Below are 13,292 nucleotides of genomic sequence, written 5' to 3'. Positions count from 1 at the left end.
TTTTTATCCGAGTGGTTCGTCAGAACCACGAGGAGGAGAAGATCGTATCAACGTTCTTTGACTTCTGACGGATCACTCGCTCCAGGTCCACCGCCTGCGTCCGGAGGGTAATGTTCATTCCTACGTAATCAGATCTGCATATATGCAACTCACCTGGCTCGGCCATTCCTGTGTGCTCCTCTCCGGCACAAAAAAAGTCCTTATCGATCCCTTCATCGAAGGGGGGAGCGTCGCCGCCACCAGTCCCGATATTGTTGCCGTCACCCATGGTCACAGCGACCACATGGGAGAGACCGTGTCAATGGGGAGAAAAACCATTGCCATCACCGAGATCGCAAAATACCTCAAAGCCAAGGGCGTCCCGGTCGAGAGCATGAACATCGGCGGGACACTGGTAGTCGATGGTGTCTCGTTCACCATGACGCAGGCAGTGCATTCAACGGCGATCGAAGAGGCGGGGCCGGGGTTCACGGGAGGTGTCCCGGCGGGTTTTGTCATCGGGATGGATGGCGTGAAGGTATACCACGCGGGGGATACCGCCCTCTTTTCCGACATGAAACTGATCGGGGAACTCTATCACCCGGACGTGGCGCTCCTCCCCATCGGGGGAAGGTATACGATGGGCGTTGCCGAGGCGATGATCGCAGCAAATTTCATCGGAGCAGGGACGGTCATCCCCATCCATTACAATACGTGGGACCGGATCGCTGCCGATCCGCTGGTCCTGAAAAAGGCAGTTGAACGGACAACGGACCTGAAGGTGCAGGTAATGCAGCCGGGCGAAACCTTTGAGATCCTCCCGTAATCCATTCACCGTTCCCTTTTTTCCGGGATCATGAGAACATTATAATGACCGGGTCAACTATTTCGTAGCCGTCCCGGACCGGGGAGTGCCATGCCGGACTATCCGAAGTGCGGATAGAAAAAGAACGAATGGACGAACTGCAGGACCGTCAACAACAAGACGATCGTGGTCGTTGCCTGTTCCGGTTGTGGCCATACGTGGGAGCAGCCGCTATAATCCATACCTGTATACAATGCCCGATGGACAGATCGAAATTTTTTTAGAGTCTCTGTCCCCAGTTCAGTACGAGGATGCATCGTGGCGCTGGAATGGGATCCTATACTCTTTGTTAACCTGCTGTTGTGTATTGCGATCGTCATTCTCGGGGTTCTCTGCTTCCGGAAGAGCGGTGAGATGCTGCCGGCATTCATCGGGGCAGCATTCGGGTTGTTCGGCATATCCCATGCAGCCACGCTGGCCGGGCTCAAGGTAGCCCTGACGGTCCCCCTGATTATTATCAGGACCCTTGCCTACCTGCTGGTGCTCATCGCGCTCTGGCAGCACCTGAAAAACAGCATGCTCCAGAAAGAGACGCGGCAGGCGTGGGTGGACTATTTCAAGGGAGAGACTGAGCAGGCAAAAGAGGAAGAGAGCGCCTGACCGGTCACGGTATTTTCTGCAGCGCCTCTTCCCGGGATTTACAGATGGTAAAGATGCTCGTAAACCCTGCCATGTCGAAGACCTTGTACACATTCGGGTGGAGCTCGACAAGGATGACCTTCCCGCCGGCTTTCATCAGGTCACGTGAGAGCTGGAGCATTGCCCTCATGCCGGCACTGGCGAGATAATTCGTCTTCGAGAAATCGAAGATCACGTTTTTCTGGTGTGCATCGGCAAGGATCTTCCGGAGATCCGTCTCCATGCCCGGTGCAGTGCTGCCATCGAGGCGCTCCGGGACCAGGACAATACAGGTCTCTTTGATGGTGGTTGTTTCTAACGTCATACGTATCCGTACGGTGACTTGGTTCAGGAAGCATATAAATGACGCCAGTCTGTCACGGGCTGTTGTTTCCGGGAGCGGGAATGACGTTGTGCCGCACCAGGGAGAAAAAAACCCCGGCAATGCAGAGCACGGCAAAGATGCCAAAACAGATCCGCATGCTTCCGATAAACGCCGGGTAGAGCGATTCGGTGATCTGGGCGTCGCCGATATAGATCGCCAGGATCATCATGGCAATGCCCATCGAGAACATCTGGCCGACAAGCCGCATCGTGCCCAGCGTCCCGGAAGCGACGCCGTATTTCTTCCGGTCAACCGAGCCCATGATCGCGTTGGTATTCGGCGAGGAGAAGAGGCCGAGGCCGGCGCCAAGGATGACGAGGATGAGGATGAACATGGAAAACGGGGTCGATGCATCCACGGTTACGAGAAGGACGAGTCCCAGTGCAGTCAGAGCCATGCCTGCCGATGCGATCTTACCCGGCTTTACCCGGTCGGACAGGCGGCCTGCTGCCGGTGAGAAGAGTGCCATGACCACCGGCTGTACCACAAGGAGCATCCCTGCATCCTGCGCGGTGAAGTCCTTGACATACTGGAGGTACAGGCTCAGAAAGAACGTGACCGCAAAGGTTGCGCTGTAATTGATCAGGGCGGCCAGGTTCGAGAAAGCAAAGACCCGGTTTGCGGTGAAGAGGGCCATGTCCAGCAGGGGATAATCGGTGCGGAGTTCCTGCAGGACAAACCAGACAAGGATCGCGCTCCCGGCAACCAGCAGGACAAAACCCGTGATCCCGGGGAGCAGGGAGAAACCGTACATCACGCAGACAAGGCCGAGGCCGTACCGTATCGCCCCGCCAATATCGAACGGCTCCCCGCGGCAATCCGCCCACTCATCCTTTAAGAACAGGAGGATCATGGCAATGGCGAACACCCCGATGGGGATATTGACGAGGAAGATACTCCGCCAGCCAAGATACTCCGTCAGGATCCCGCCGAAAAAAGGCCCGGTCGAGAGCCCCAAATAGACCGCGGTCGTGTAAATCCCCAGTGCCTTTCCCCGCTCATGGGCCGGCGTCACGGACGTGAGGATCGCAACCGCCGTCCCGAAGATCATCGCCCCCCCGAAACCCTGGAGCATGCGCACGAGGATGATCATCAGCGACGATGTGGAGAAAATCATCAGGACAGATGCCAGCGTGAAGATGAACAGCCCGCCGGTAAATATTTTCTTACGCCCGTAAATATCCGCGATCCTGCCAAACGGCAGGAGAAACACGGCAGATGCCAGGAGATAGGCCGATGCAACCCAGCCCATCTCGAGGGCGTCCATCGCGAACTCCCCGCCAATGGAAGGGAGGGCGATATTGACCGCGGAGAGGTCAAACGGCGTCAGGAAGCCGGAGAGGAGGGCGATGAAGAGGGCGATCTTCCGGGTATCGGGCATGATGGGTATACACCGTTTAGGAAGGACTGGCACAAAGAGATTGTGAAACACGCGGTTCCCGGGAATGCCAGGGTTCCCCGTAGAAGGTGGGGAATGGACGGATGAGCCGGAACAGATACAAGGCCCTGGAGGGACATGCATACCTGAAAGAATTAATGGGACCCGGTACAATAACAGATCTGATATATATGTCCCGTTTCCGCAAACCAGTGATGATGACCCTCGTCCTGCTCGCCTGCCTGCTCCTTGCCGGCAGCGCCTCAGCGGGAGTGAGCATCCAGGCATATTCGGGGGACACGATCCCGCTCTCCGGGTATTCCCCGACCAGCAATAACGTGTACCTCTACCTGACCGGCCCCAACCTCCCGTCAAACGGGGTTGCCCTCAATGACATCACGAAACTTGCAGAGGACGGGGGGTTTACCGTCGTGCAGGTAAACGGGGAAGATGACAGCTGGAGTTACAACTGGCATACGAACAACATCAACGGGCGCCTTGATGACGGGACCTACACGATCTGGGTCGTCAATGGCCCGAACGACCGCTCACACCTGCAGAACGCGGAATACGGCACCATATCCGTTACGCTCGGCAGGCCTTCCATCTCCATCAGTACACCACCAACACAGGCCGTGCCCGGATCCCTCCTCATCATATCCGAGCCGGCCGATGCGTCGGTGGTCGTTAACGGGCTGTACCAGGGAAAGTCCCCCCTCACGCTGAACACCATCGAGCCGGGGACCTATACCGTCAATGTCTCGAAATTCGGGTTTACCCCGGTCATCGCGACCGCCGTGATCCGCTCCGGTGAACAGGGGGAGATCACTGCGGTTCTTGCCCCCGAGAGAGGGACGCTGGTCGTCAATACCACCCCTGCCGGCGCCAATGTATCCCTTGACGGAACCCTTGCCGGGATATCCCCGGTCACCATAACGAACATCATCCCGGGCAACCTCACCGTTGAGATCGTAAAAGACGGGTATGTTCCCATCCGGCAGGAGGTCACGATCGCCGCAGGCACAACCTCTCCCCTGGAGGTCACCCTCTCGCCATCATCCCCCATATCTGCGCTCCCGCTGAAAACGCCGGGGCTCACCGCGGGGGCCCTGCTGTCACTCTGCGGAGCCGCCGCATCGGTTGCATATCTCCGGTCGCGGCCCCGGTAATATTTTTTTCACACCCTACCCGGGCCGGGTTTTTTGGATTATCCGGACACGGGTTTATATCGGAAAACAGGCAACCGGATAAAAAGACACCATGAATACCTTCGACATTCTCATGATCATCGCGCTCGGCACCTTTGCAGGGACGGTTATCGGCCTATTCATCGGGTATGCAGCGAAACGCCAGCAGCCCCGGTGGTCAATGATGACAGACCGGGATAAACTGGTCAATATCGCTCTTGTCCTTTTCTTCTCGGCCGTGTGCATTGCCGGCCTTGCATTGTATGAGATGATGTAGACGAAATTACCCGACAATGCAACTCAAAGACCGCCTTAAAGGTGCTGTGCCTGATGATGCCCTGAACCGGTTCTCCGGCCATTTCGATGTGATCGGGGATATAGCCATCGTCTCGATCCCTCCTGGACTGGATGAATACAAAAAGACCATCGCAGAAACGATCCTTACCGGCAGAAGAAACATTTACACCGTCATCAATAAGGTGCACAAGGTCCGGACGGATGCGAGGACCGCATCGTACGAGATCCTTGCCGGCGATACCACGGTCACCCGGTACCGAGAGTTTGGTTTTCAGTACCGCTTTGATGTCACGAAGGTCTTTTTCAATATCCACCTTGCCTTCGAGCGCATGCGGGTCACGAACCAGGTCGAACCCGGGGAGGCAGTCCTCGTCCCCTTCTGCGGGGTCGGGCCCTTTGCCATCCCGGCCGCAGCCCGGGGAGGCCGGGTCGTTGCGGTTGAACAGAACCGTGACGCGTATGCATGGCTCCAGGAGAATATTGCGCTGAACCATGTCCGGAACGCGATGACAACCATCATGGGCGACGTACGTGATACCACGCTCCTGCCAGAGAGACGGTTTGACCGGATCATCATCCCGACACCGTACGGCATGGATTCCATCCTTGACGTGCTCTCACCCTTCGCGGCTGGGGACGGCATGATCCATTTTTACACATTTAAAGCAGGGAACGAGATCCCTGCACTGGTGGAGGAATTTGCCGGGAAAGGTTTCGATCTCACGTACCAGAACACCTGCGGTAACGTAGCCCCGGGCATCAGCCGCTGGGTATTCGATCTGGTAAAAAAGGGTTGACAGGGTATCGGATCCCGGAAAAAGTAACGGGAGGGGCAAGATGCCTTCCCGACGCGCCTCAACCGCTAACGTTAATCTGCCTTTCGGATAGATATTTCCAGAGAGCTGCAATTATCCATGCACATCATCACACCCTCCGCCGTGCTCCGTGACTGGACGCAGGAAGATGCACCGTCCATTGTACGGCATGCGGACAATCCCCGCATTGCATCCATGCTCCGGGACGGTTTCCCTTCCCCGTATATCCTTTCCGATGCGAAGCGTTTTATTGCCAGGGCAACGGAACCCGGCGGGAAGAACCTCTTCCTCGCGATCGTGGTTGATGGCGAGACCTGCGGGGGGATCGGCATCCACCCGCTGGAGGATGTTCACCGGAGGACCGCGGAGATCGGGTACTGGCTCGCCGAACCTTTCTGGGGACAGGGGATTGTGACCGGGGCGGTCAGGGCGATTATACCGGTCGCGTTTGACCGGTACGCCATTGTCCGGCTCCAGGCCGGGATATTTGCGAACAATCCCGCATCCATGCGGGTCCTGGAGAAATGCGGTTTTGTCCGGGAGGCAGTCCATAAGAATGCCTTAACAAAGAACGGCACAACGATGGACGAAGTCATGTACGCGATCGTGCGATAAAAAAGGGAATTAAACCGGGAGGATCTTCCTGCCGAAGATCTCGTTGATGACCTGGCCCATGCCCATGTAGAGCGCAAGACCACCGGCAACGAGACCGGTCACGCCGCCGACAGTCAGGATCAGGGCGCTGCCGGTCAGGTTTGCCGCAACGAGGAAGACGACAAGGAGCACCACGGCTGCCAGCGTGATCTGGAGGAGACGGTGCATCGCAAGCGTGCAGATGAAGAGGCCAAACGCGAATACACCCCAGATCGCAAGGAAGGCGGCAAGCTCAACCGGCGTTGGGGCCTTTGCAAGACTGAGGGCCGGCAGGATCAGGATTGCCGCGAAGGTGATCCAGAAGAACCCGAAACTGCCAAAGGTCAGCATCCCGAAGCTGTTCTTCTTCTTCCATTCCATGAGCCCGACGCAGACCTGCGCAATGCCCCCGTAGAGGATCGCCATCGCGATAATGGGACTGGAAAGCCCAATGAAACCTGCATTGTGCAGGCTGAGCAGGAGGGTTGTCATACCGAATGCGCACAACCCGAGCGGTGCCGGGTTGGCGGTGTTGTCATTGAGAAAAATATTGTTCCTGTTGATCTCATCGATGTGTTCCATAATTACCTCACGTGAATACGAATACTGTGTACGGTGCAGTGTAAAAGTGCACCAGTAAACGGGTGAATTACACTGATAATACACCACTTTCTAAAAGTTGTGGTGCGCAATATTAAACAATTTTGATTTGCTTGTTCGATTTTTGAGATAAATGCACCGCATTTGGGAGATCTCCACTAAAATATGCACCACATCGGACACGGAATAATGTGATGAACGCCTCATTCCCTGGGGGAATTGCAGGATATACTATTGAAAAAGGGAGGGATGACCGGTGCACCTGACCATGCCCCGGCGTATACGGTTGTTCCTAATCGCTCCGCAGCGCCTCGATGGGATCGAGGTTTGCCGCCCGCCATGCCGGGTACACTCCCGAGAAGACACAGATGGCAATGCCGATCGCCATCGATACCGGGACATAGATCAGGCTCTGGTAAGTAAAGAAATACTTCGTTGTCCCTACCATGGCGAGCACCACGAGCCAGCCTAAGATGACGCTCATGATCGCCCCGATGATGGCACCGACCAGGCCGAGGATCACCGCTTCATAGATGAACATCCGGAGCACCTCGCTCTTCCGCGTGCCGATGCTGCGCAGGATACCAATCTCCCGGATCCGTTCAGTTACCGACATCATCATCACATTGAAGATCGAAGTCGCGGCAACCAGGAGCGAGATACCGGCAATCGCCATGACAAATGTAGTAAGAGTACTGACGGTCGAAGTGATGCTCTCCATCATGCGGCTGCTGTCCTGCACGGCTACCTCGTCCTCCTTGCGGTTCAGCTTGTCCTCGATGGCTTCAGTTGCCGTGTCTGCGTCGTTGATGTCGTAGAGAATGACGTTGACCTGGTCATACTCGCCTTCCCCGCCATAGAGGCCATTATAGGCCTTCTCCGTCATGATGATCGCATTGTCGCTGTTGAGATCCATGGACATGCCCTTCTCCTCAAGGATACCGACGACCCGCACCTTCTGGATGATCGCTTCTTCATCGTCCTCGTCACCGATGGTGATGCGACTGCCGATCGTGAGGTCATTGTTCTCTGCAAAGGTCGGGCCGACCACGACCGAACTCGATGTTTGGGGGAGTGACCCATTTGCCACCGTCAGGATCGTTGCCATGTCCTCATCCCGCATTCCGTAGATAGTTGCCCTGCGGTCATCGTCCCCGATCGTGATCGTATCGGACTCCTGGTAGAGCGGGTAGACATTCCCGTACTTCCCGGCAGCCCGTTCAATATCATCAAACTGATCCTTGTCGATATAATCGTCATCGCTAGAGCTGCCTCCGCCCCCCATCATACCGCCACCGCCGCCACCACTGTCCGGTTTCACGACCAGCACGTTGGCCATGGCCGAGAGCTCTTCGGTGACCGACATGGTCATATTCGCGCCCATCATGCCCATCGAGGATATAGCCACGACACCAATGACGATGCCGATGGCTGCGAGCAGCGAACGGAGGAAATTCAGCCGGATACTCCTCACCGAAAGCTGGAGGATGATATCGTTCTTCATGCGTCTGCCACCTTCCCGTCCCGGATCCTGATGATCCGTTCTGCCTGTTCACCCACGGACGGGTCATGGGTGACGATGATGACGGTCCTGCCCTGGTCGTGCAGGCCGTTGAGCATCTCCATGATCTGGCCACCCGTCTTTGTGTCCAGGTTGCCTGTCGGTTCGTCGCAGAGGAGGATATCGGGGTCGTTGACGAGCGCCCGTGCAATGGCAACCCGCTGCTGCTGTCCCCCGGAGAGTTCGGCCGGTTTGTGCTTGGCCAGGCGCTTGTTGATCCCCACATCGGCAAGGAGCCTGCTGACCCGGCCTGTGGTATCATTGCACCGGTGCTTGAGGATGTAGGGGTACTCCACGTTCTCGTACGCGGAGAGGAGCGGGATCAAGTTGAACTTCTGGAAGATATAGCCGATGGCGTTGAGCCGGAGATCGGTGAGTTTGTCATCGGACATCTTCCTGATGTTTTTGCCGGTGATGCGCAGCGTCCCGGAAGTCGGGACATCCAGTCCTCCGATCTGGTTGAGGAGGGTGGACTTCCCGGAACCTGACGGTCCCATGATGGCGACAAACTCGCCCCGCTCGATTTTGATCGAGAGATGATCGAGCGCCAGCACGTCGCCGGAGGGAAGCGGGTAGATCTTGCTCACATCGGCCAGTTCAATGACCGGTACGGTTGTCATGGTTCTGCCATCGGTAAGACCGGTTCCTTACTCCTGCTCTTCGCTGTCATCCGTTTCAGGTAATGGGTCCTTGCGGAACTTGTTCATCAGGCGTCGCAAGAGTCCCTTTCTCCACGCGTAGATGAGGATGACAAGGGCAATGAGAATGACAACGATCTCGGTCACCGGGATCTGGCTGAAACCGGACCCGAACGATCCGAACATTCCGCGACGCTGGCTGGATGCTCCGGCAGGTGCGCTGTTCATTGCTGATGAGCCGGGCATTGCCGAACTGTTGGAAGCGGCAATGCTGAAGGTCTCTCTGAATGAGTTCCCGTCGGCATCCTTATAATCGACAATCAACGGGACTGCCCCGTTGCCGGTCATGGTATAGGTCACTTCAAAACTGGAGAAGTCATCCGGTTCAAGGTTACCGATTGCGTACACGGGGTTCGGGTTGACTGGTGTTGCCGCTCCCCCCACCGTGACAAGGACCGACTTCGCATCGGTCAGTCCGTTGTTGGTCACATCCCCTTTCAGGGTCTGTGTCATGCCGGAACCGGAGCTTTCGATGTTGTTGACCACGATCTCCGCCCCGGTCTTGTCATCGCCGATGTTCAAGGGGAGGACCACACTGGTCTTACGGTGGTTGTCCCCGTTGTCGAATGTGACATTGAACACTACATCTTCAGGGGTCTCTGGTGTGATCTGGAATGTGGTTTCAGCCTTGCTGTTGGCAGCAATAGTCCCGATATACTGTTCCCAGGGGGATATCTCTGCACCCGTGCCTGATGCCATGACAATAACATTGATGATCTCGTCATCCCTCGGGTTGATGACACTGACATTCACGGTGTCCGTTTTCGAGATGGCGAAATTGTCAGGTTTTTGAGAGATGGTGACCCGGGCATCGGTTGAATCCACCTTAAGGGTCAGGACGGAATGGATCGCGTTTGACCCGGGAACATTCGATGACACGGTAAACAGCGGGAAATAGGTCCCGTCGCTGCAGTCAGCCGTGACAAGGAAGGTATAATCAACGGTTGCGCCCGGGCCGAGGTTCGTTGACGTGGCAAACGTGTCCTTGTTGCTCACGTGGAGGTTCGGGCTGATGAGATCCGGCTGGGATATCATCACCGATGCATTGGCAGCATTCGTGACATGCACGGTGATCGTCCCGGACTCGTACGGGTAGAAAACACCGGGTTCCATTTCATAACCGGACACATACACGAGCGCTGCGGCCTCGGTCTGCGAAGTGGCAGTGATGGTATTGCCTGCCGCGCTCACGGATACGATACTCATGATGAGGAGTACAATCCCCAGAAAAACTGATAATCTCTTCATATATCCTCACTTGATGGAATTTTCGTTGTGCAACACACCATGGTCATAGTAAAGGACCGCAACGTATGTTTTTCACAAATTGTTAATTATGTTTAACATTTTGTATATTATACCTTCTCATTGCGCAGGTAATCCGATGCTGATTATACCGTCGCTACAGGCGGGTGAAAGACACTGACTTCACGCTGCCGCGCACTACCATGAGTGAAAAGGGAAAAGGAAAAATGTAAAAAATCTGTTTACGGGGGCCACGGATGCCGCAATTACCTCTCGTCAACGGTACGTGCTTCCGCGTCGTAGGTGAACACCTCTTCAATATTCACCTTGAAATACCGTGCAATACGGAAGGCGAGCTCGAGCGAGGGGACATACTTCCCCTTCTCGATGGCAAGGATGGTCTGCCGCGTGACACCGATTGCCTGTGCAAGGTCCTCCTGGGTGAGATCGTACATTGCCCGGAATACCTTGATCTTATTCTTCATCGGTCTCCCATTCCCCATATTTGCGGGCATAGTACATCCTGAACCCGACATACAGGAAGATTGTCAGGCAGAGGAGCCCCAGCTGGAAATACCCCATCATACGGGGGGAGAGGATTTCAGGCGGTCGTGTGAAAAAAATTTCCCTGGGGAATTGCGGGACATACAGGATCTGCATGACCGCCCCGATCGAGATCGCACAGAACCCGACCCAGAAGACCTGGAACGTCCGGAGCACGGCCTGTTCGGTGATCTTTGCGCTCCGCTCATCTTCGATGAGATCGGTCACCCGTTTCCTGGCCAGGTATGCACCCACAATCCCGACAACGAAGGCGATCTCGATGAACAGGGGATTGTGGACCTCAACTGAATACCAGAAAACCGCAAGCAGGACGAGTGCAATGCACCCGGCCATGAGATAGAACGTATTCTTCTTCATGCAGCCCCTTTGTTATTGGTTTTTATCATTGACGCTAATTAATGTGACTGTAATTTCCTATTCACGAATAATATCATCCACTGTTCGTAGCAGTACATCATGATACGATATGGATATCCTGATATCCCATGAAGAAAAAACCGTATGCCACGAGGAGTGGAGAAGTGGGGGGAGTGACCGTCGGGCTCATCCAGATGGCGATGAGTCCCGATACGGATGAAAATACCGAAAAGGCACGCCGCAGGGTAGTGGAAGCCGCACAAAACGGTGCGAAGATCATCTGCCTCCCCGAGCTCTACGCGACCCGGTATTTCCCGCAACACCCCGGCACGGACGCATTGTCGTTTGCCGAGAGCATTCCCGGAACGTCGACCTGCCTGTTTGCTGCAATCGCCCGTGAATACCAGGTTGTCATCATTGTCCCGGTCTTTGAAAAAACCACTGACGGGAGGTTCTGCAATGCAGCCGTGGTCATCGATGCGGACGGGAGCCTCTCGGAGCCGTACCGGAAAGTCCACATTCCCCAGGACCCGGGCTTTTATGAGAAGGGGTATTTCTATCCCGGCGATACCTACCGGGTTTTCTCCACGCGGTACGGATGCATTGCTGTCCTGATATGTTTTGACCAGTGGTTCCCGGAGGCGGCCCGGTGTGTGGCACTGGAAGGGGCGGAGATCATCTTTTACCCGACGGCTATCGGGCACCCGGGACCGGACGAACCTGCGGAAGGCAACTGGCAGGACGCATGGGAACTGGTACAGAGGAGCCACGCGATCGCAAACAGTGTCCATATCGCTGCGGTGAACCGGGTCGGGACTGAGGGAGAGACCCGGTTCTTCGGGGGTTCGTTTATCGCTGATGCGTTCGGGAAGATCCTGGCACGGGCGGGCGATGGCGAGGAGAACCTGGTTGTCCCGGTCGACCTGTCCATGAACGTCGACGTGCAGGATTCCTGGGGGTTCTTCCGTAACCGGCGCCCGGAGACCTATGGCCGGATCACTGTGCCATTCCCGGGCGACGATGGCGCATTCCCCGCCCTGCGTCCCGGGGATACCCCAAGGAACCGGGGGTTCCATATGCCGGCCGAATGGGAACCCCACGAGGCGGTCTGGATCGCGTGGCCCCATAACCCCCGGACATTCCCGGACATCCCTGCCGTGGAGCGGGCATACTTTGAGTTCATCGCCCATGTCCATATCTCGGAACGCGTGGAAGTCTTTGTCCCGACAGCCATCATTCACCGGAAAGTGAGGGCAAAACTGCGGGAGATGGGTGTCGACCTCGAACGGGTAATCCTCCACACCAGCGATTACTCCGATGTCTGGATCCGCGACTATGGCCCGACATTTGTTGTCAGCCGTGCACTCGAGAAGATCGCAATGGTGCGCTGGGAGTTCAATGCCTGGGGAGGCAAGTATGACGACCAGCTCCGGGACGGGAAGATTCCCCGTGTGATGAACCGGCGGCTCATCCTGCCGATCTTCGAACCCGGTATCGTCCTTGAGGGGGGATCGATCGATACGAACGGCAGGGGGACCGTGCTGACAACCCGTGCCTGCCTCCTCAATCCCAACCGCAACCCCTCTCTGTCGCAGGAGCAGATCGAAGACCTGCTCTGCGAATATCTCGGTATCGAGAAGATCATCTGGCTCAACAAGGGGATTGCCGGGGACGATACGGACGGGCATATCGATGACATTGCACGTTTCGTCGGCCCGTCAACCGTGGTATGTGCCGTTGAGACCGATACGACGGACGCCAATTATTCCGCACTCAGTGAGAATTACGAGATCCTCTGCCAGTCACGCGACCAGGACGGCCGGCCCCTCACCGTTGTGAAGTTGCCGATGCCGGGGAAAGTCGAGGACGAAGAGCAGCGCTACCCGGCAAGTTACACGAATTTTTATATCGGGAATACAGTCGTGATCGTCCCGGTCTTCAATGACCCGAACGATGCCGTGGCATTGAAGATCCTGGAAGGACTCTTCCCCAACCGGACCGTCATCGGGATCAATGCCCGGGCGATGGTCGAGGGTTCCGGCACATTCCATTGCGCCACCCAGCAGCAGCCAAAAAAATAGACCGGGGCCATCACAGAAAAAGGGACCGA

General features: G+C 56.2%; 15 protein-coding genes. 7 read left to right on the top strand and 8 right to left on the bottom strand.

What is annotated here, in order from left to right:
• Positions 1-142 precede the first annotated feature (142 nt).
• The gene (locus M0R30_RS04610) at positions 143-805 is read left to right on the top strand and encodes a metal-dependent hydrolase (protein WP_292543930.1); all 663 of its coding nucleotides are present in this window, start codon (positions 143-145) and stop codon (positions 803-805) included.
• A 297-nt stretch (positions 806-1,102) separates the two neighbouring features.
• Positions 1,103-1,444 carry a hypothetical protein gene (locus tag M0R30_RS04605; RefSeq protein WP_292543927.1) on the top strand — a complete coding sequence of 114 codons (342 nt, stop codon included), beginning with the start codon at positions 1,103-1,105 and terminating at the stop codon, positions 1,442-1,444.
• Positions 1,445-1,448: 4 nt separating this feature from the next.
• On the opposite strand, the gene M0R30_RS04600 is transcribed toward M0R30_RS04605, so the two are convergent.
• Both M0R30_RS04600 and M0R30_RS04595 read right to left on the bottom strand, forming a co-directional pair.
• Positions 1,449-1,787 (bottom strand): STAS domain-containing protein, encoded by a 339-nt coding sequence (locus M0R30_RS04600; RefSeq protein ID WP_292543924.1) that lies wholly within the window; start codon positions 1,785-1,787, stop codon positions 1,449-1,451.
• Positions 1,788-1,839: 52 nt separating this feature from the next.
• On the bottom strand, positions 1,840-3,228 hold the full coding sequence (locus tag M0R30_RS04595; RefSeq protein ID WP_292543922.1) for an MFS transporter: 1,389 nt from the start codon (positions 3,226-3,228) through the stop codon (positions 1,840-1,842).
• A 212-nt stretch (positions 3,229-3,440) separates the two neighbouring features.
• Between M0R30_RS04595 and M0R30_RS04590 the strand changes: the two genes are divergently transcribed.
• The 4 genes from M0R30_RS04590 to M0R30_RS04575 all read left to right on the top strand — a co-directional run bounded on the left by M0R30_RS04590 (position 3,441) and on the right by M0R30_RS04575 (position 6,139).
• A complete protein-coding gene (locus M0R30_RS04590; RefSeq protein WP_292543920.1) occupies positions 3,441-4,394 on the top strand; it encodes a PEGA domain-containing protein in 954 nt (317 codons plus the stop codon).
• Between the two features lie 91 nt (positions 4,395-4,485).
• Positions 4,486-4,689, top strand: a complete 204-nt coding sequence (locus M0R30_RS04585; RefSeq protein WP_292543918.1) for a hypothetical protein — start codon at positions 4,486-4,488, stop codon at positions 4,687-4,689.
• Positions 4,690-4,705: 16 nt separating this feature from the next.
• Complete coding sequence (locus tag M0R30_RS04580; protein ID WP_292543915.1) at positions 4,706-5,506, top strand: RsmD family RNA methyltransferase; 801 nt, start codon at positions 4,706-4,708, stop codon at positions 5,504-5,506.
• A 117-nt stretch (positions 5,507-5,623) separates the two neighbouring features.
• Positions 5,624-6,139, top strand: a complete 516-nt coding sequence (locus M0R30_RS04575) for a GNAT family protein (protein ID WP_292543913.1) — start codon at positions 5,624-5,626, stop codon at positions 6,137-6,139.
• A gap of 9 nt (positions 6,140-6,148) precedes the next feature.
• Here M0R30_RS04575 and M0R30_RS04570 read toward each other — a convergent pair whose 3' ends face one another.
• The 6 genes from M0R30_RS04570 to M0R30_RS04545 form a co-directional block, all read right to left on the bottom strand.
• A complete protein-coding gene (locus tag M0R30_RS04570) occupies positions 6,149-6,739 on the bottom strand; it encodes an acetate uptake transporter (protein ID WP_292543910.1) in 591 nt (196 codons plus the stop codon).
• Positions 6,740-7,049: 310 nt separating this feature from the next.
• Positions 7,050-8,261, bottom strand: a complete 1,212-nt coding sequence (locus tag M0R30_RS04565) for an ABC transporter permease (RefSeq protein ID WP_292543908.1) — start codon at positions 8,259-8,261, stop codon at positions 7,050-7,052.
• Positions 8,258-8,938: an ABC transporter ATP-binding protein gene (locus M0R30_RS04560; protein WP_292543905.1), complete on the bottom strand. Its 681-nt coding sequence runs from the start codon at positions 8,936-8,938 to the stop codon at positions 8,258-8,260. The genes M0R30_RS04565 and M0R30_RS04560 overlap by 4 nt, the downstream gene beginning before the upstream one ends.
• 27 nt (positions 8,939-8,965) lie before the next feature.
• A complete protein-coding gene (locus tag M0R30_RS04555; protein WP_292543902.1) occupies positions 8,966-10,264 on the bottom strand; it encodes a hypothetical protein in 1,299 nt (432 codons plus the stop codon).
• Between the two features lie 263 nt (positions 10,265-10,527).
• A complete protein-coding gene (locus tag M0R30_RS04550) occupies positions 10,528-10,746 on the bottom strand; it encodes a helix-turn-helix transcriptional regulator (RefSeq protein WP_292543900.1) in 219 nt (72 codons plus the stop codon).
• Positions 10,736-11,182, bottom strand: coding sequence for a DUF2178 domain-containing protein (locus tag M0R30_RS04545; RefSeq protein ID WP_292543898.1), 447 nt, complete (start codon positions 11,180-11,182; stop codon positions 10,736-10,738). Before M0R30_RS04545 ends, M0R30_RS04550 begins: the two co-directional genes overlap by 11 nt.
• A 128-nt stretch (positions 11,183-11,310) precedes the next feature.
• Here M0R30_RS04545 and M0R30_RS04540 point away from each other — a divergent pair, with 128 nt between their 5' ends.
• A complete protein-coding gene (locus tag M0R30_RS04540) occupies positions 11,311-13,263 on the top strand; it encodes an agmatine deiminase family protein (RefSeq protein ID WP_292543896.1) in 1,953 nt (650 codons plus the stop codon).
• Positions 13,264-13,292: the final 29 nt, after the last annotated feature.

It is taken from the genome of Methanoregula sp. (genome assembly GCF_023227875.1).
Taxonomy (GTDB): domain Archaea; phylum Halobacteriota; class Methanomicrobia; order Methanomicrobiales; family Methanospirillaceae; genus Methanoregula.
Note: the sequence above shows the minus strand (reverse complement) of the source record. Positions and strands in the feature narration are given on the sequence as shown.

Bases quoted from the DNA above. Each gene is read 5' to 3' on its own strand.
- M0R30_RS04600 (WP_292543924.1), bottom strand. From the start codon at position 1,787: ATGACGTTAGAAACAACCACCATCAAAGAGACCTGTATTGTCCTGGTC.
- M0R30_RS04555 (WP_292543902.1), bottom strand. From the start codon at position 10,264: ATGAAGAGATTATCAGTTTTTCTGGGGATTGTACTCCTCATCATGAGT.
- M0R30_RS04550 (WP_292543900.1), bottom strand. From the start codon at position 10,746: ATGAAGAATAAGATCAAGGTATTCCGGGCAATGTACGATCTCACCCAG.
- M0R30_RS04545 (WP_292543898.1), bottom strand. From the start codon at position 11,182: ATGAAGAAGAATACGTTCTATCTCATGGCCGGGTGCATTGCACTCGTC.
- M0R30_RS04540 (WP_292543896.1), top strand. From the start codon at position 11,311: ATGAAGAAAAAACCGTATGCCACGAGGAGTGGAGAAGTGGGGGGAGTG.
- M0R30_RS04585 (WP_292543918.1), top strand. From the start codon at position 4,486: ATGAATACCTTCGACATTCTCATGATCATCGCGCTCGGCACCTTTGCA.
- M0R30_RS04570 (WP_292543910.1), bottom strand. From the start codon at position 6,739: ATGGAACACATCGATGAGATCAACAGGAACAATATTTTTCTCAATGAC.
- M0R30_RS04565 (WP_292543908.1), bottom strand. From the start codon at position 8,261: ATGAAGAACGATATCATCCTCCAGCTTTCGGTGAGGAGTATCCGGCTG.
- M0R30_RS04590 (WP_292543920.1), top strand. From the start codon at position 3,441: ATGATGACCCTCGTCCTGCTCGCCTGCCTGCTCCTTGCCGGCAGCGCC.
- M0R30_RS04595 (WP_292543922.1), bottom strand. From the start codon at position 3,228: ATGCCCGATACCCGGAAGATCGCCCTCTTCATCGCCCTCCTCTCCGGC.
- M0R30_RS04610 (WP_292543930.1), top strand. From the start codon at position 143: ATGCAACTCACCTGGCTCGGCCATTCCTGTGTGCTCCTCTCCGGCACA.
- M0R30_RS04580 (WP_292543915.1), top strand. From the start codon at position 4,706: ATGCAACTCAAAGACCGCCTTAAAGGTGCTGTGCCTGATGATGCCCTG.
- M0R30_RS04575 (WP_292543913.1), top strand. From the start codon at position 5,624: ATGCACATCATCACACCCTCCGCCGTGCTCCGTGACTGGACGCAGGAA.
- M0R30_RS04560 (WP_292543905.1), bottom strand. From the start codon at position 8,938: ATGACAACCGTACCGGTCATTGAACTGGCCGATGTGAGCAAGATCTAC.